Origin of the sequence: Butyrivibrio sp. NC3005 (assembly GCF_000424545.1) — a bacterium.
In the GTDB taxonomy this organism is placed as follows: domain Bacteria; phylum Bacillota; class Clostridia; order Lachnospirales; family Lachnospiraceae; genus Butyrivibrio.
This window is the reverse complement of the sequence record NZ_KE384206.1, coordinates 45,662-60,935: the sequence shown is the minus strand read 5'-3', so window position 1 is coordinate 60,935 and position 15,274 is coordinate 45,662. Positions and strand designations below refer to the sequence as shown.

Below are 15,274 nucleotides of genomic sequence, written 5' to 3'. Positions count from 1 at the left end.
ATACTTTTACTCCACCCCTCGTTTAAAATGTCCAGTCGTATAGTTTTCATAAGGGCAATCCGCCTTATGAAGCGTTAATAAATCATTCCAAAAAGCTAAAATCTTAGAAGTTGTATTTTCATCTTCTATAGTAAAATCAATTCTAAAATTAGAAATTCCACTTTCTTTCTGTAATAATGAAAGCTGTTTGTGTAGTGAAAGCGGAACAGCATTATAGCAGACATTGAGACAGCACTTGCAATCATTTAATACCGGCAATTTATTATTTTTCCTGTCAGTCATAATAGTAATATCTCTATTAAAACGTCCCATTTTCCCACTGCAAGAATCTGTAGTTTTCTTAAGGCATCCACTACTAATCATCATAGGAATATGACCATAAATGCACATCGAAAAATCTCTTCCTGTAGTTTTATCTAAAAGAGAACTTATTTCTCTATTGTTTAATTCATACGGAATACAGGCTTCATCAATAATTTCTTCGTTAAAAAGGAAATTGCTTGCACCATGATTCCATATATAAACACCGTAGTCACCTATTACTTTTCCTGTGTATGAAATTGATTTCAAAAAGCCTAGTTCTTCAAGATTTCTTGCAAGAACCCCTTTTAAAAAATTGTTTTCTGCAAGGATTTTCTGAATATCTTCTGTAGAAAATAAATCTTTTTCTTCCCTTAACATAAAAGGAAGAACTAAATAGAAATCAATTTCACTTGCACTTTTTACCAGTGATGAAACACTATCATCTGCAAAAAGAAAATAGTCTATATATATTCTGGTTATATCAGCACTACTATTTATAACAGCTTTAAGCTGTGGTATAGTCTGCACATAAACATCTAGTTTCTTTGTCAAAATTACTTAAACCTCGAATTTATTAAATTTTTAAATTGGCTGCTCCAAAAATTATTTAGAAGGTGTCAATACACTTTCTAATTCATCTATTGCTTTTCTTCTTAATTCGTTAAGCATTTTTATAGGAATAAAAATACCTTCATCTTCCGATATATCAAGTGTTAAGTCTTCTTTAGTCAGGCTAAAAAAGCTATCACCGCATTTCATAAGATGCTTTGCAATATCATCGCTTGTCATAGGCCTGTTTGAAGCTTTTTGTACAACATCTCCAACAACTGATATACTTTCATCTCCAATAGAAAGAGTTAACACAGACTCTTCTCCAACATGAAAATAGGCATATGCGACAATAGGAAGTTTCTTTTCACCGATAATGTATTTTTCTCTTATCTTAGATAGAAGAATTTCATCTGAACCAGCGTAGCCTGGCTGATCTAATGTAACCATATTTTTGCCATTATGCTGATTATAGTATCCTGTGCTTATTCCTGTTCTAAGATATAAATGTCTAAGAATATCCATATCCTTTTTGGAAACTTTATATTCAGCCTTTGGATTTGCAAGATATTTATCTATATATTTTCTATAAATTGCTGTCACTCCTGCGGCAAATTCAGGTTTTTTCATTCTTCCCTCGATTTTGAAAGAATCTATTCCAGCTTCTATAAGGCTTGGCAGAATTTCAATTGTACACATATCTTTAAGGCTAAGAGGGTAAAAACTTTCTTGACCTTCTACTTTATAAGATAATCTACAAGGCTGTGCACAGCGACCTCTATTCCCACTTCTTCCACCTACGATACTAGAAAAAAGGCACATTCCTGAGTAGCAATAGCACATTGCTCCATGAATAAAAGCTTCAACTTCGATATCAGCTTCTTTTCGTATCCGTGAAATTTCTTTAAGGCTAAGTTCTCTTGCAGGAACTACTCGAACTGCACCTAGGCTCTTCATAAGTTTTGCTCCATGAACGCCACTAATCGCCATTTGAGTACTTGTGTGAAGCTCTACATTTGGAAAATGCTCCTTAATAAATCCAAATACACCAAAATCCTGTACGATTACTCCGTCAAGCCCTGCATCAGCATACGGCTTTAAAAAATCGTACAGGTCAGCAAATTCTTCTTCTTTAACCAGTGTATTTACGGTCATATAAAGCTTACGATTATGCAGATGTGCATATTTTATAGCTCTTACAACCTGACTTTCATCAAAATTATCAGCATACGCTCTTGCACCAAAACGCTGACCACCTATATAAACAGCATCGGCACCTGCTGCAATAGCACCTAGGAAAGCTTCATAATTTCCAGCAGGTGCTAATAATTCAGGAACATTTTTTCCTTTAAAATTGTTAAAACTCATATTTTTTCTCTAAATTAATTATCTCTTTTTATTATTTGATTGATATCCTGAAGATGAATTATTATTGTTTTTTAGCTGTGTTTCCAGTTCGATAAGCTTTTTTGCATCAGCATCAAGATTATCCTGAACATTTTTTAAATTTTTCTCTGTATTTTCCAGCTTTATTTGTGATGTAACAAGTTCATGCTTAAGATCATATAATTCTTTTTCTTTTTCCTTGATTTCTTCATCAAGAAGTCTTATCTGATCTTTCGCTTTAAAATAATCGTCTGCAAGATTGAGCTGAATCATAAGATTCTGCATATCAATTGGTTGTCTGTTAAATCCCTCAATTTCACCACACTCTGAAAGTTTGCTGTTAAGATATGATGCTACTTTTTGTAAATATTCTTCGCTTTCAAAACCTGTCAGAGTCAAAACTTTACCACCAATAATGACTTGTGTATCCGTTTTTTCTGCCATAACATCCTCCCTAAGCCCTAAATATAATGCTTTTAAACATAATATCTTATTATAGGCTCACTATTGTATTTTATCAATTCCCATTTGACGATATCCTAAATCAGACACCATTCGTCCCCTTGGAGTTCTCGTAATGAGCCCGCATTTTATAAGATACGGTTCGTATACATCTTCTATTGTTCCAGAATCTTCTCCAACAGCTGCAGCCAAAGTGTCAAGTCCAACAGGTCCTCCTCCGAACTTTTCAATCATTGTACGAAGAAGTTCGTGATCTGTTCTATCTAGTCCCATATCATCAACATCTAATAATCGTAATGCTTCTGAGACAATGTCAAGAGTTACTATTCCATTATTTCTGACCTGGGCAAAATCTCTTACTCTTTTTAGCGTTCTGTTTGCAAGTCGCGGAGTTCCTCTACTTCGTCTTGCCATTTCAATGGCACTGTCAAAATCAACTTCAACACCTAGAACTTTCGCAGATTGAATAATAATTTGAGCAAGCTCATCATCATTATAAAACTCCATTCTATGTATCATTCCAAATCTATCACGAAGAGGTGCAGATAACATACCCGCTCTTGTAGTAGCTCCAACAAGAGTAAATTTTGGAAGGTCAAGTCTTATGGAACGGGCTGTTGGCCCTTTACCAATCATAATATCTATAACAAAATCTTCCATTGCAGGATAAAGCACTTCTTCAACCTGTCTATTAAGACGGTGGATTTCATCAATAAATAAAATATCTCCTTCTTGAAGATTATTAAGTATTGCTGCCATTTCACCCGGCTTCTCAATTGCTGGTCCGGAAGTTATCTTAATATTAACCCCCATTTCACTTGCCATAATTTGAGCAAGTGTTGTTTTTCCAAGCCCTGGAGGTCCATAAAACAAAATATGATCGAGACTGTCGCCTCTTTCTTTTGCTGCTGCAATATATATTTTTAAACTCTTCTTTATCTTTTCCTGTCCTATATAATGGTCTAAAGTTTTTGGTCTTAAAGAACCTTCAACCTGAACATCTTCACTGGTAAAACCAGGTTCCATCATATTTTTACCGGCAGCAGATGTCTTGATACTGCGCTTTGGCATACAAATCCTCCAAGTTACATATTGTTATATAAATTTAAGTGACTGTTTCAATATTTCCTCAGTACTGCTTTGAGGATTATCGATAAGTACTTTTCTGACCGCTTTTAAAGCATCTGTTGAATTATATCCAAGAGCAACAAGTGCTTCAACAGCTTCATCTTTTGCTGCATTATCGCCTAAACCAGATGCTGTACTAGAAATATTTGCAGAATTAGCAGATGAAGTAATCTCTTCATTAGAAAATTTATCTTTTAATTCAAGAACCATTCTCTCCGCAGTTTTTTTGCCAATACCAGGAGCTTTTGAAATCGTCTTTACGTCGCCTGCCAAAATAGCAAACCTTAAATCGTCAGTTGAAAATACTGATAATATTAAAAGTGCCCCCTTTGGTCCTATACCAGAAACACTTATAAGACGCTTAAACATAGCAATTTCATCTCTTGTAATAAATCCATAAAGACTCATTTCGTCTTCTTTAACATTTAAATATGTAAATAATTTAGCCTTATTCCCTATTCCAGGCAGTCTGTCACAAGTCGATGCGCAAATATGGACTTCATAGCCAACACCGCCAACGTCAATAACTGCCAAATCTATATCAAGATATTCAAGAATACCTTCTACAAATGCAATCATTAGTTTTCCTCATAAAATTATTTTACCGAATCGTTTTCTTTACCACAGGAATGACAGCCTCTGCAATTATTCCTATAAGAAGACCGGTAATAAGACCTGCAATCATTAGAGCAGGTGTATAATACATTATTCCGCTTGTCTTGACGATAAACGCCGCCACAAGTAATTGACCGACATTGTGGGATACACCTCCACAAATCGATGTCCCTTTTATTGAAAATAAATCAAAATGTTTAACCAAAATCATTATAAAGCCACTTATTAAAGCTCCTGAAAGACTAAACAGTATTCCAAAAAGACTCCCAAACATAAATCCGGATAACAATATTCTGGAAGCGTTGATAAGTAAAGCTTCTTTCCAGCCAAAAAGGTATAAAACCATTACAATTGCCATGTTAGGCAAACCAAGTTTCATTCCTGGAACTGCAAAAGGAAAGGGAATTTGCGATTCAATATAAGATAGAATTAACGAAGTGCAAAGTAATAGACCAAGCTGTGACGTTTTTATCTTCATATCTCCCCCTTTTTTTACACTATTTTGCTGTAGCATCAACTTCATTTTCTTCACTCGAACTGATTCTAACTACAAGCTCGTGTGGCAAACAGATAATACTTTCTCCATTTTTAGATATTTTACCTAATAAGACACATACTTGATCGGGGCAATTAGCGCAACTCATATAACAGCTCTTGTCTTTGATAACAAGAGTGTTGCTATTACCAAATTCTCCTTTTATTTCAACTGTCTGATCAACATACAAATCATACGTTTGAGTAACTTTTCCGCCAACTACGATTTCGACCTTTGGATGCTCTGTTTTGCCATAAAAAAGAGTGAAAAAAAGCCAAATGACCAAAGCAGTCGCAGTGACTGCAATAGTCAAAATGATTTCTCTCTTAGTCTTTTTCGTACCACTTGCGCTCGTATTTGTCATGGGTTTACTATATTCCTCGGATTTCCAAGCTTCCATGCTTTGATGTTTTCTTTAACTTCTTCAATACATCTTTTTCTTGACCCTGTACTTGCCCACGCTATATGTGGAGTAACAATAAGTTTTCCACTATCTTGAATTTCGAGAAGTCTTGAATTTTGAGCCATCGGTTCAGGATCTAATACGTCTAATCCGGCTGCTGCAATTTCATTATTTAACAGTGCATTGACCAAATCGTTTTCAGAAACGACCGCGCCTCTCGCAACATTGACTAAAATAGCAGTTTTCTTCATCTTCTTAAAAGCAGTTTCATTCATTAAATTTCTGGTCAAATCACTAAGTGGACAATGAAGCGATATAATATCGCTTCTTGATAAAAGGTCATCAAATTCGACTCTTTCGTAATCGGTACAACTACTCTTTCCAGATGCTGAATAGAAAATGACTTTTGCACCAAAAGCTTTAGCTATTTCGGCTACTTTTCTTCCAATATTGCCCATTCCGACAATTCCCCAGGTCATGTTACTAAAATCACTAAAAGGTATGTCAAGACAGCAGAAATGCTCTTGGGCAGCGTAAGCACCGCTTTTTACAAAATTATCATAGTGAGGTAAATGCTCTAAAAGATAAAGAGCAAGAGCGAAAGTATGCTGAGCGACTGACATAGTCGAATAATTTCTGACATTTGCGACTTTAACATTATGCCTTGAGCACTCTTTTATGTTAGCATTATCAAAACCAGTTGCAAACTCGCATATAAGCTGAAGTTTAGGCGCATTCTCAAGAATTGTAGCTGTAATCTTACTTTTATTTATTAGAAGTACCTGTGCATCAGCAAGCCTTTCTTTGGCATTTATGTCAGTTATTTTATCTTTATAATAATCAACTTCTCCTAATTCATTAAAAATAGTGTAGTCAAGATCTTCTCCTACACTATCAATATCTGCCGCAACAATTTTCATAGTATGTTCTCTTCCTATCTTAGACTATAAGTTTTACGCAACCTTTTTGAATCTTTTCAACAACTATTGTTCTATCGCTGATTTATACAGTTTTGCTGTTTGCATATTTCATCGTAGATATCAAAACAGAATAAAGTTTCCCAATAATACCACTTATGAAATAGTACAAAACAGCAAAACTCATCTTTCTAGATTACAATATTTTTGATGATATTAAATTCAGTCTTCAATAGCCAAAAGGTTAAGAATTCCATGAACATAAATCTCAGCCTGAAGCAAAAGTTCATTTACAGGAACCCACTCATTAGCATCATGAATCTTATAGTCTGTGCCAGGAAATGCACATCCAAAAGCGATTGTATTGTTGATTTCCTTGGCATATGTACCGCCACCAATTGTCATTGGCTTATTTACTGTATCGTTTGTAACATCCTTATATGCATTATAAAGAGATTTAGCAAGAGGTGATTCCGGATCAACAAATAAAGGCTCTGATTTAACATCTATGGCTATTTCTCCGTTTTCATCCTTTGCATTTTTATCTATAAGCTTGCATACATCTTCAACATGCATTGTTACAGGGAATCTTATGTCAATTGTACCCTCTACTACACCGTCTTTCATAGAAATAACACCGCAGTTAAGAGTAAGTTTTCCATACTTATCTTCAAGCTTAATTCCAAGCTTGTCGCCATCTGTACCTGTTCCAAAGTGATCGCAATAAAAATCTGTAACAGGATCAACAAATCCAGCCTCTTTAAGTCCTTCGAATAAGAAGCTGATTGCATTAATTCCGAGTTCTGGTAAAGAAGCATGTGCCGGCTTACCTGTTACAACGAGAGTATCTACTCCGTTTTCTGAAGTTACAACAAGACCACAACCATTTTCTTCAATAACATTTTTAAGAGTATCCATATTATAGGTATTGCTCTTAACTTTAGCTGTAACCTTTCCAGGAACGATATTTTTTGCAGCACCACCCTCGATAGCGATAAGATTTGTATTCTGGCATGTATAGTGACCATGAATGATACCCTTTTCACCATAAATTTCAGGGAAATCGCCATCAGGAGTAAATCCGTAGTCAACATGACCTTCAACTTTTACATAATGTTCAAGACACTTAGAACCTGTCTCTTCGTTTGTACCCATAATAAGACGAACTCTCTTATTCATTGGAACATTCATATCTTTAAGAACTTTGAATGCTATCATTGAAGCCACAACAGCTCCTTTATCATCTGCTACTCCTCGTCCATAAACATTTCCGTCTTTTTCAACCATTTCATATGGCTCAGTATTCCAACCATCATTTTTATCAGCAGGAACAACATCAAGATGTCCGATTACACCAATAAGTTTTTTACCTGTTCCCATCTGAGCATACCCAGCATAATTATCAAGATTTTTAACTTCAAAACCGTCTTCTTTAAGCATATCAAGGGCTGTATTTAAAGCTTTAGCAGGACCTTCACCAAAAGGCATCCCTTCTTTTGCTTTTCCCTCTTCACTATTGATTGATACAAGCTTTCCTAAACGATTAAGAAGCTCTTCCCTATATGATTCTACTCTTTCCTTTATTTCATTGTTATTCATAGTATTATCCCTTCTGTCATTTCTTTGCAATGCTTTATAAATTCAGCATTTAATTCTCTTTGCAGGTAAATGTAACATTTTGAAACCACACTCTTTATGATATCACAAATATTAATTAAAAGGTCGATAAAAACATAACTAAAAATGGTAATACACCAAGTTCTACGTTATAATATGACTATAACAATACATATAGACCATGGGGAGGGTGTATGAGAATTATTTTCATAAGGCATGCAGAGCCTGATTATTCAATTGATGGTTTAACTTCAAAAGGAAAAAAAGAAGCAGTTTTACTTTCGCATAGAACTAAAAACTGGGACGTAGATGCATTTTTTTGTTCACCGCTTGGAAGAGCTAAAGAAACAGCTGCTCCTACTCTTAGACTTCATCATGCTAAAGCTACTGTTTATGATTGGCTGCAAGAATTCAATTATACAGCAAAAGATCCGATTACAGGTGAGGAACGTAACCCGTGGGATTATATGCCTGATTTCTATACAACTGCGCCTTTGATGCTCAGTCCAAAAAAATGGTATCAAAGCTCAATATATAGAGAAAATCCTGAAATAGAGAAAAAATGGGTTGAAGTTACACTTGGTCTTGACTATATCTTATCTAAATACGGATATAAACGTCATGATGGGTATTATATTTTCCATGAGCCAAATGGAACTGAACTAAATGCGGAGATTTCTGACATTCAGCTTCATGGAGATAAAGCTTACGAGTCAAGAGATGAAGATGATAGCAAAACAATTGTAATATTTGCTCATCTTGGTGTTATTGATGTAATGCTTGCTCATCTTCTCAACGTATCACCGGTTACATTATGGCATGGCACTTTTCTGCCACCATCTTCTGTAACTATTGTTAATGCGGAAAAAAGACTTCATAACCAAGCTCATTTCAGAATTCAAACACTAGGTGATACATCGCATCTTCTCATGGAAAACGAGATAGTTTCTTCGTATGGAGCCTTCGGAAGTGTATTTTCTTTTTAACGATAATGTATTGACCATTTTATCGTTTAATTCTATACTATAAATAGGAAATTCGGTCTTATTATTTTTATACTATCTAGACATATTTTTGTAATGGATTATTCTTAAACAATAAATACAGTGTCACTAAATGTGATTTTTGTTTAGATTTTAGAATAATCACCTTTATTATTTAAAAAGGTAATACTGCTTATGGAAAAAGAATATACTCCTGAACGTGTCCGTATGACAATGCAAACTCTTCGTCCGCTCTATGATATAGTAAGACTTGTCGATCCTGAGGAATGTCGAGTGATAATTATTGATGATGACAATCAAATCCATACAGGCGAAGCGTGTCACAGTGTTTGGAATAGTCATAACAGATGCAGTAATTGTACAAGTTTGAAAGCTGTACGTACATTTTCAACAGTTGAACGTACAGAAAATTATCATGGGCGTAAGTTTCAGATTCATTCAACGCCCATTATGCTTAGCTTGCCTGATGATGTGCATCTTCCATGTGTAATGGAGATGATTACTATTCAGTCTACCGTAAGTGAAGAACCTAAGATTTCTTTGCCAGAGAAAGAAAATGAAAATGTGCTCTATCTTCTTTTTCACGATCAGATGACAGGGCTTCCTAACTATGAAGGCTTTTTGTTTCAGGCCAGACACCTTTTGGAATCACACAAGGATGATTCAGGTGTTATGATTTTGCTTAATATTAGGGGGTTCCAATCAATAAACACCTTCCTTGGTCGTGAGAAGGGAAACGAAATACTTGTCTTTATAGCAGATCTTTTAAAGAACGCTTTTCCTGAAGATGCTGTTATTGGTCATGTATATGGTGACAGGTTTGCTATTTGTGTACCTTCCAGGATGTTTGACGAAGATTGCATTGCAGATATTATACTTCAATCCACAAATCAGATTCATGATTTGGCAAGGCCTATCACCTTGCACTTTGGACTATATAGAATTACTGACCATTCTCTTCCAATTCCATTTATGCTGGATCAGGCTACAATGGCAATGGAAAGAATACACCAAAATATCGTATCTGGTTTTTCATGGTTTGATCAGACACTTATGCACAAGATTTCTAGAAGAGAAAAAACTGTTCAAAGTTTTGAACGAGCGCTTGAAGAACATGAATTCCAGATATATCTTCAGCCAAGGCTTGATACATCTTCTAATGCGATTGGAGCCGAAGTATTGACAAGGTGGATACTTCCTGACGGAGATGTTGTTAAACCTGATTCCTTTATAGATATTCTTGAAGAATCAGTTCTTATCGCTAGATTTGATACTTATATTTGGGAAGAATCTGCCAAGTTATTAAAAAAATGGCAGGATATGGGAAGACGCGATTTGCATTTATCTATTCACGTCTCTTCCAGAGATTTCCTGTATTTGGATATTCCTAGATTTTTCTTTGAATTGTCAAGAAAACATTTAATAGATGCCTCAAAGTTACATATTGAAATACCGGAAACTGCAATTGGCGATCATGGCAATCTTCTGGCGGGTAATATAGTTCAGCTTCGTTCTTTTGGATTTAAAGTATTTATTGACAGATTTGGTGTAGGACAATCTTCACTTAAAATGATTGATCAGATTGAAGCTGATGGAATATGTCTTGACAGATCATTTATCGCAGAAAGCGAAAAAAGAAAACGTACCAAGATTATTCTAAGCTCAATAGTTAAAATGTGTGAAGAACTTGGGGTTACAGTGATTGCAAAGGGAATTGAGACATCAGAAACCTATGAACATCTTACAGACATCGGCGTTCCATATTTTCAGGGGCTTTTGTTCAATAAACCAATGCCAAAAGAAGAATTCGAAGAAAAATATATGCTACAAGCAAATAAAAATACCGCACCTGTTTTCTAAAATACAATTAGCCGATACCATTACTAATTCATGGTATCGGCTAAATTTTTACTATATATTTTGTTTTATTTTATAAAACAAGATTAATATCATTCTTCATAATACTTTTTTCAAACAATTTATTTAAAAACTTGTTCATAATCCTTTTTCAAACTACCATTCCACAGTCATTCATAACTAAAAAATTTATTTATAGAGCTCCAAAATGCTTTAAAATCAGCATATTGATAATTCCAAGTATTGCCAAGTGAACAGGATAGAATCCATAAAAGAAAGTCTTAATATTACGACCTTTTTGTCCATTATAAAAGTGGATAAACAGTGCATCAATTAAAGCTGCAAGTTCTACCAATCCTGCTGATATTCCAAGCCATATTACTCCTTCTATCATAGAAAATACCGGATTAAAACTTGCACTTTTCCTATTGTAGTACATTATTATTATCGTAATAATACCGCAATATGAATAATCCGTTTTTAAAATATATGCGGCAGCACATCCTGTAGCAGCTATTAAAGTACTCCCTATGATAGCTTCAATATGTGAAGAATAACCCTTATTTTTGTTCATAATATAGCTATTTGCCTTATCGATACCTGCAATTGTTAACAAACCTATTGCAAGCGTGATAAATACATTATTATAATCGGGAGCAAAGATTTTTCTGGAAAAAGCCATATCAAATGGCACTTCAGAAATAACTGCCAGTATTGCTAATCTTTGTAGATACTTTTTCAAATCATGAGTATAAAAATATCCCTCAACGATAAAAAAGCAATAAATAGGAAACGAAATTCTACCTATCATCCTCATGACTAAATAAACATTCCTTAATATTAGAACCCAGTTTTCTTCAAGTCCAATATAGTTTTTTATTACTATATCCTCAACAATTGAAGCTCCTAAATGATCTATAAACATGCAGATTACGGCAATAATTTTTAATCCGGTTGTTGTTAATCCTTTAGTAACATTTGTGTTTTGTGGTGTCGCTGCAATATTCATTAGTTTTCCTCCAAAGTCTATAGATTTGAATATAATTTTGCTCCTTTTTTGCTAATCCAAACAGTCATTACAATATTCAGGAATAACAGCACAACTGTAACAGATGTCAGAAACAAAGAAGCCCCCAAACCTTGACTAAAAAACTGTTCATATGCAAAAAATATAGCTGCTACAATACCAAAGCCTCCAAATATAGCAAGAAAAGTTCCTCCACTTCTTTTGATAGGCTCAAGTTCATTAGTCCAAGTAAGAACCGGCATTTTTATTGCAATAATTGTATTTAGAAGTCCAGAAAAAATCACATACATAATTGCCAGGCATACAATCAGTATAGCTACAGTTACTGATGTATTAGAAACAAGCAATATACAGATTGTAGCAAATATCATAGGCACAATCGTCAATATTATCTGCATAAAAGCTTTAGCAAAAAGAGTCATTTTAGCAGGAACAGGCAGTGATTGCATTACCCAAAGACTTTTCCCTTCAAGAGACACTGATGGAGCTGCTATATCACATACATTCACTAAGAATAACATTCCTACTAAAAGATAAACAGCTATATCATCTGAATTAGCAGCCATTACGAAGTCGAATGCATAAAGAACTTTTTCTTTTTTTATCAAAATAAAAATACCACTAACAATCAAAAAAACTAATCCAATGCCACAATTGAGCATATAGCTAGGACTTGCGAAAAATCTAGCAAATTCTTTTGAAAGAACAGCGCCGAATAAAGACTTTTCTTTTCTTTTTTTAGAAACATACTTAACTTTGCTTGTCTTCTCGCTGGTTGTTACAATTCCTATAAAGCTTCTCATCATCAAATAGCACAGCAGTGCTAGTGCTGCTATTGTTATACAAAAGAAAGAAAGTGCATAACTATATTTACCCTCTCCGATGCTTCCAAAAGCATATAATATATAAGCGTTTCCTTTAATTTTAGTTCCATAGGTTACAGCGTTTAATACAAGATTGTTTATAAGTTCATTTGCCTTGAAATAGCAAAAATAGTACACGCCCATAAATATCAATGATAAAAACACTGTTACAAAGCTTCTATTTTTAAGCTTCACGCTTATTTTAGCTATAATAAGACCAATAAGACAAGATACTACCATTACAAAAAAGGAAATCGAAAGTATCATCAAAATACCGCATATCAGTTTATTAGTAGAAAACTGAACATTTTGAAAATATACAATTTCCATCGGAATCGTGACGGTTAAAATATACATGATACCCATCACATATACTGTTAATAGCCTTGAAATGACTATGTCTCTTGGTGGTATTGGCATGGATAATAACAGTTCATTATCTTTTGACAAATACAAAGCATTATAAGAATTATAAATACTTCCAAAAGAGCCTATCATTATTGCGATAAATCCCATTATCAGAAAGTACAACCATTCTGTTTTACATGCTACAAGACCTTTACACATAGAGGATGCAAAAAATGTAAACATTCCTCCTAGAAGACCTATCATTATTGCCAGAAAAAATAGAACACCCAAAAAAGTAGACAACTTAGAACGCATTTTATTATTTTTAGCATCATAAAAATAGCCTTTAAATATTTCAAAGAGTTGTTTTTTTAATAAGATTTTCAGCATTATTTATTCAGCCTCCAATTCCAAGAATACTTCTTCTAAGCTGTCATCTCCTTTGACTTCCTCCATTGTTCCAATTTTAACAAGCTTTCCCTGTTTTATAATAGCAACTTTGTCGCAGAGTTTTTCTGCTACTTCCAATACGTGTGTTGAAAAAAAGATTGCTCCGCCATTGTTACAATGTTCACGCATCATCTCTTTTAAAATGTGTGCAGCTTTTGGATCTAGACCAACAAAAGGTTCATCCATAATGATTAGCTTTGGCGAATGCATCCATGCAGATATCAAGGCTAGTTTTTGTTTCATACCATGAGAATATGATGAAATAGGTTGGAGCCAATTCATTTTTTATTTCAAATAATTCAGCGTAATGATCAATTTTTTTTAACCTGTCATAAGCAGATACTCTGAATACATCAGCAACAAAGTTTAAATACTTTATTCCGCTCATATAATCATACAAATCAGGATTATCAGGTATATAAGCAATTTTTTGTTTACATTCAATAGGATTTTCTTTTACAGAAGCACCATCAATTGTGATTTTACCCTCGTCAAAATTTAAAATTCCAACAGTACTTTTAAGTGTAGTACTTTTACCGGCTCCATTATGTCCGATAAAACCAAAGATTTCACCATCCTCTATAGTTAATGATATGTCATCTACTGCTTTTTTATCACCATAAACCTTAGTTAAATGTTCTATTTTAAGCATCATTTCCTCCAGAGTTTTCATTAATTATAATGATTTTTAGTTTATCTTTTTAATGCAGCAGGACATTTATGTGGCATTCCAGGTCCATACTGACATCGTAGACAATTATAGCATTTTACAAAAGATTTACTCTCCAATACAGCTTCACTAAATGAAGGGTCTGCAAGAAGAGCTCGTCCTAAGTCAACCGTATCAACAAGTTTATTCTCAATTAGATACCTAACAGCATCAGGTGCAAGCAATCCATTTACACAAGAAACGGGAACAATGTCTTTGAAGTGTTCATGGAATCTTACTCCCAGTTCGCAAATATCATTGTATACAGGATTTCTCGCCTTAACACTAGAATCATCCCATTCTATACCGGTTGAAACTTGTAAATAGTTACATGAAGCTTTGACATATTCATCAGCTATTTTTATAGCTTCATCTACAGTAGGCTCTACTCCAGCTGTTCGAACTGAAATAAGAAAATCTTCTCCGCATTTTGCGCGTATTTTCTGTATTATTTCTGTTGCAAATCTTGCTCTGTTTTTGGCATCTCCACCATATTCATCTTTTCTATGATTTGTTTTTTTAGAAATAAACTGATTTATAAGATAGCCATGACAGCCATGAAGCTGAATTCCATCATATCCTGCTTCTTTAGCCCTAATTGCAGCCTCGACATATTTAGTCTGCATTTCATGGATTTCTTCTATAGACATCTCTCTCGAATAGACGTTCTCATCCCTGGTAGGAACAGCTGAAGGACCAATCATTTCTCCGCAATCAGGATTAGAAACGATTCCTGTATGATTGAGCTGTATAATAACTGCTGTTTCATTATCGTGGCATGCTTTTACTATTTCTTTGTGCCCTTTAATCTGCTCATCTTCCCAAAGACCCATGTGATTTTTCCAAAATCGTCCAGATGGAGTAACCGCTGTTGCTTCAACACATATAAGTCCTACACCATGTTCTGCTCTTTCTTTATAGTGTTCTATGTGCTTTGACGTAACTTTTCCATCTTCTCCTGCATAGTCAAATTTTACAGTTGGTGCCATCGTAAGTCTGTTTTTTATTACAGTTTTGTTAATTGTAATCGGACTTCCAACTAACTCCCATTTAGTACTGTTTTTGTGCATAAAAATCCCCTCTCCATAAGAATATAATAGA

General features: G+C 34.4%; 14 protein-coding genes and 1 pseudogene. 2 read left to right on the top strand and 13 right to left on the bottom strand.

The window, feature by feature from the left end:
• Positions 1 to 6 precede the first annotated feature (6 nt).
• The 9 genes from G634_RS20570 to G634_RS0115100 all read right to left on the bottom strand — a co-directional run bounded on the left by G634_RS20570 (position 7) and on the right by G634_RS0115100 (position 7,897).
• The gene (locus tag G634_RS20570; protein WP_051234111.1) at positions 7 to 855 is read right to left on the bottom strand and encodes a hypothetical protein; all 849 of its coding nucleotides are present in this window, start codon (positions 853 to 855) and stop codon (positions 7 to 9) included.
• A 51-nt stretch (positions 856 to 906) separates the two neighbouring features.
• On the bottom strand, positions 907 to 2,220 hold the full coding sequence (locus G634_RS20565) for a peptidase U32 family protein (protein WP_051234109.1): 1,314 nt from the start codon (positions 2,218 to 2,220) through the stop codon (positions 907 to 909).
• An 18-nt stretch (positions 2,221 to 2,238) separates the two neighbouring features.
• Positions 2,239 to 2,682 carry a cell division protein ZapA gene (locus G634_RS19575; RefSeq protein ID WP_051234107.1) on the bottom strand — a complete coding sequence of 148 codons (444 nt, stop codon included), beginning with the start codon at positions 2,680 to 2,682 and terminating at the stop codon, positions 2,239 to 2,241.
• Positions 2,683 to 2,742: 60 nt separating this feature from the next.
• Positions 2,743 to 3,771: a Holliday junction branch migration DNA helicase RuvB gene (gene ruvB, locus G634_RS0115125; protein WP_035800408.1), complete on the bottom strand. Its 1,029-nt coding sequence runs from the start codon at positions 3,769 to 3,771 to the stop codon at positions 2,743 to 2,745.
• Between the two features lie 24 nt (positions 3,772 to 3,795).
• Positions 3,796 to 4,407, bottom strand: a complete 612-nt coding sequence (gene ruvA / locus G634_RS0115120; RefSeq protein WP_026505961.1) for a Holliday junction branch migration protein RuvA — start codon at positions 4,405 to 4,407, stop codon at positions 3,796 to 3,798.
• Between the two features lie 22 nt (positions 4,408 to 4,429).
• Positions 4,430 to 4,921: a Gx transporter family protein gene (locus tag G634_RS0115115; RefSeq protein ID WP_026505960.1), complete on the bottom strand. Its 492-nt coding sequence runs from the start codon at positions 4,919 to 4,921 to the stop codon at positions 4,430 to 4,432.
• A gap of 19 nt (positions 4,922 to 4,940) precedes the next feature.
• On the bottom strand, positions 4,941 to 5,342 hold the full coding sequence (locus tag G634_RS0115110) for a NusG domain II-containing protein (RefSeq protein ID WP_051234105.1): 402 nt from the start codon (positions 5,340 to 5,342) through the stop codon (positions 4,941 to 4,943).
• Positions 5,339 to 6,301, bottom strand: a complete 963-nt coding sequence (locus G634_RS0115105) for an NAD(P)-dependent oxidoreductase (RefSeq protein ID WP_026505958.1) — start codon at positions 6,299 to 6,301, stop codon at positions 5,339 to 5,341. Before G634_RS0115105 ends, G634_RS0115110 begins: the two co-directional genes overlap by 4 nt.
• 219 nt (positions 6,302 to 6,520) lie before the next feature.
• Entirely contained in the window at positions 6,521 to 7,897 is a 1,377-nt protein-coding gene (locus G634_RS0115100) for a Sapep family Mn(2+)-dependent dipeptidase (RefSeq protein WP_051234103.1), read from the bottom strand.
• Between the two features lie 212 nt (positions 7,898 to 8,109).
• Between G634_RS0115100 and G634_RS0115095 the strand changes: the two genes are divergently transcribed.
• Both G634_RS0115095 and G634_RS0115090 read left to right on the top strand, forming a co-directional pair.
• Entirely contained in the window at positions 8,110 to 8,901 is a 792-nt protein-coding gene (locus tag G634_RS0115095; RefSeq protein WP_026505956.1) for a histidine phosphatase family protein, read from the top strand.
• Positions 8,902 to 9,093: 192 nt separating this feature from the next.
• Positions 9,094 to 10,779 carry a bifunctional diguanylate cyclase/phosphodiesterase gene (locus G634_RS0115090; RefSeq protein ID WP_026505955.1) on the top strand — a complete coding sequence of 562 codons (1,686 nt, stop codon included), beginning with the start codon at positions 9,094 to 9,096 and terminating at the stop codon, positions 10,777 to 10,779.
• Positions 10,780 to 10,969: 190 nt separating this feature from the next.
• Here G634_RS0115090 and G634_RS19570 read toward each other — a convergent pair whose 3' ends face one another.
• The 4 genes and pseudogenes from G634_RS19570 to G634_RS0115070 form a co-directional block, all read right to left on the bottom strand.
• Positions 10,970 to 11,785, bottom strand: a complete 816-nt coding sequence (locus G634_RS19570) for a TraX family protein (RefSeq protein WP_051234101.1) — start codon at positions 11,783 to 11,785, stop codon at positions 10,970 to 10,972.
• 17 nt (positions 11,786 to 11,802) lie between these two features.
• Positions 11,803 to 13,404: a hypothetical protein gene (locus tag G634_RS0115080; RefSeq protein ID WP_026505954.1), complete on the bottom strand. Its 1,602-nt coding sequence runs from the start codon at positions 13,402 to 13,404 to the stop codon at positions 11,803 to 11,805.
• Positions 13,405 to 13,407: 3 nt separating this feature from the next.
• Positions 13,408 to 14,116 (bottom strand): annotated as a pseudogene (locus G634_RS19565) (ABC transporter ATP-binding protein).
• A 41-nt stretch (positions 14,117 to 14,157) separates the two neighbouring features.
• Complete coding sequence (locus G634_RS0115070) at positions 14,158 to 15,243, bottom strand: NADH:flavin oxidoreductase (RefSeq protein ID WP_026505953.1); 1,086 nt, start codon at positions 15,241 to 15,243, stop codon at positions 14,158 to 14,160.
• Positions 15,244 to 15,274: the final 31 nt, after the last annotated feature.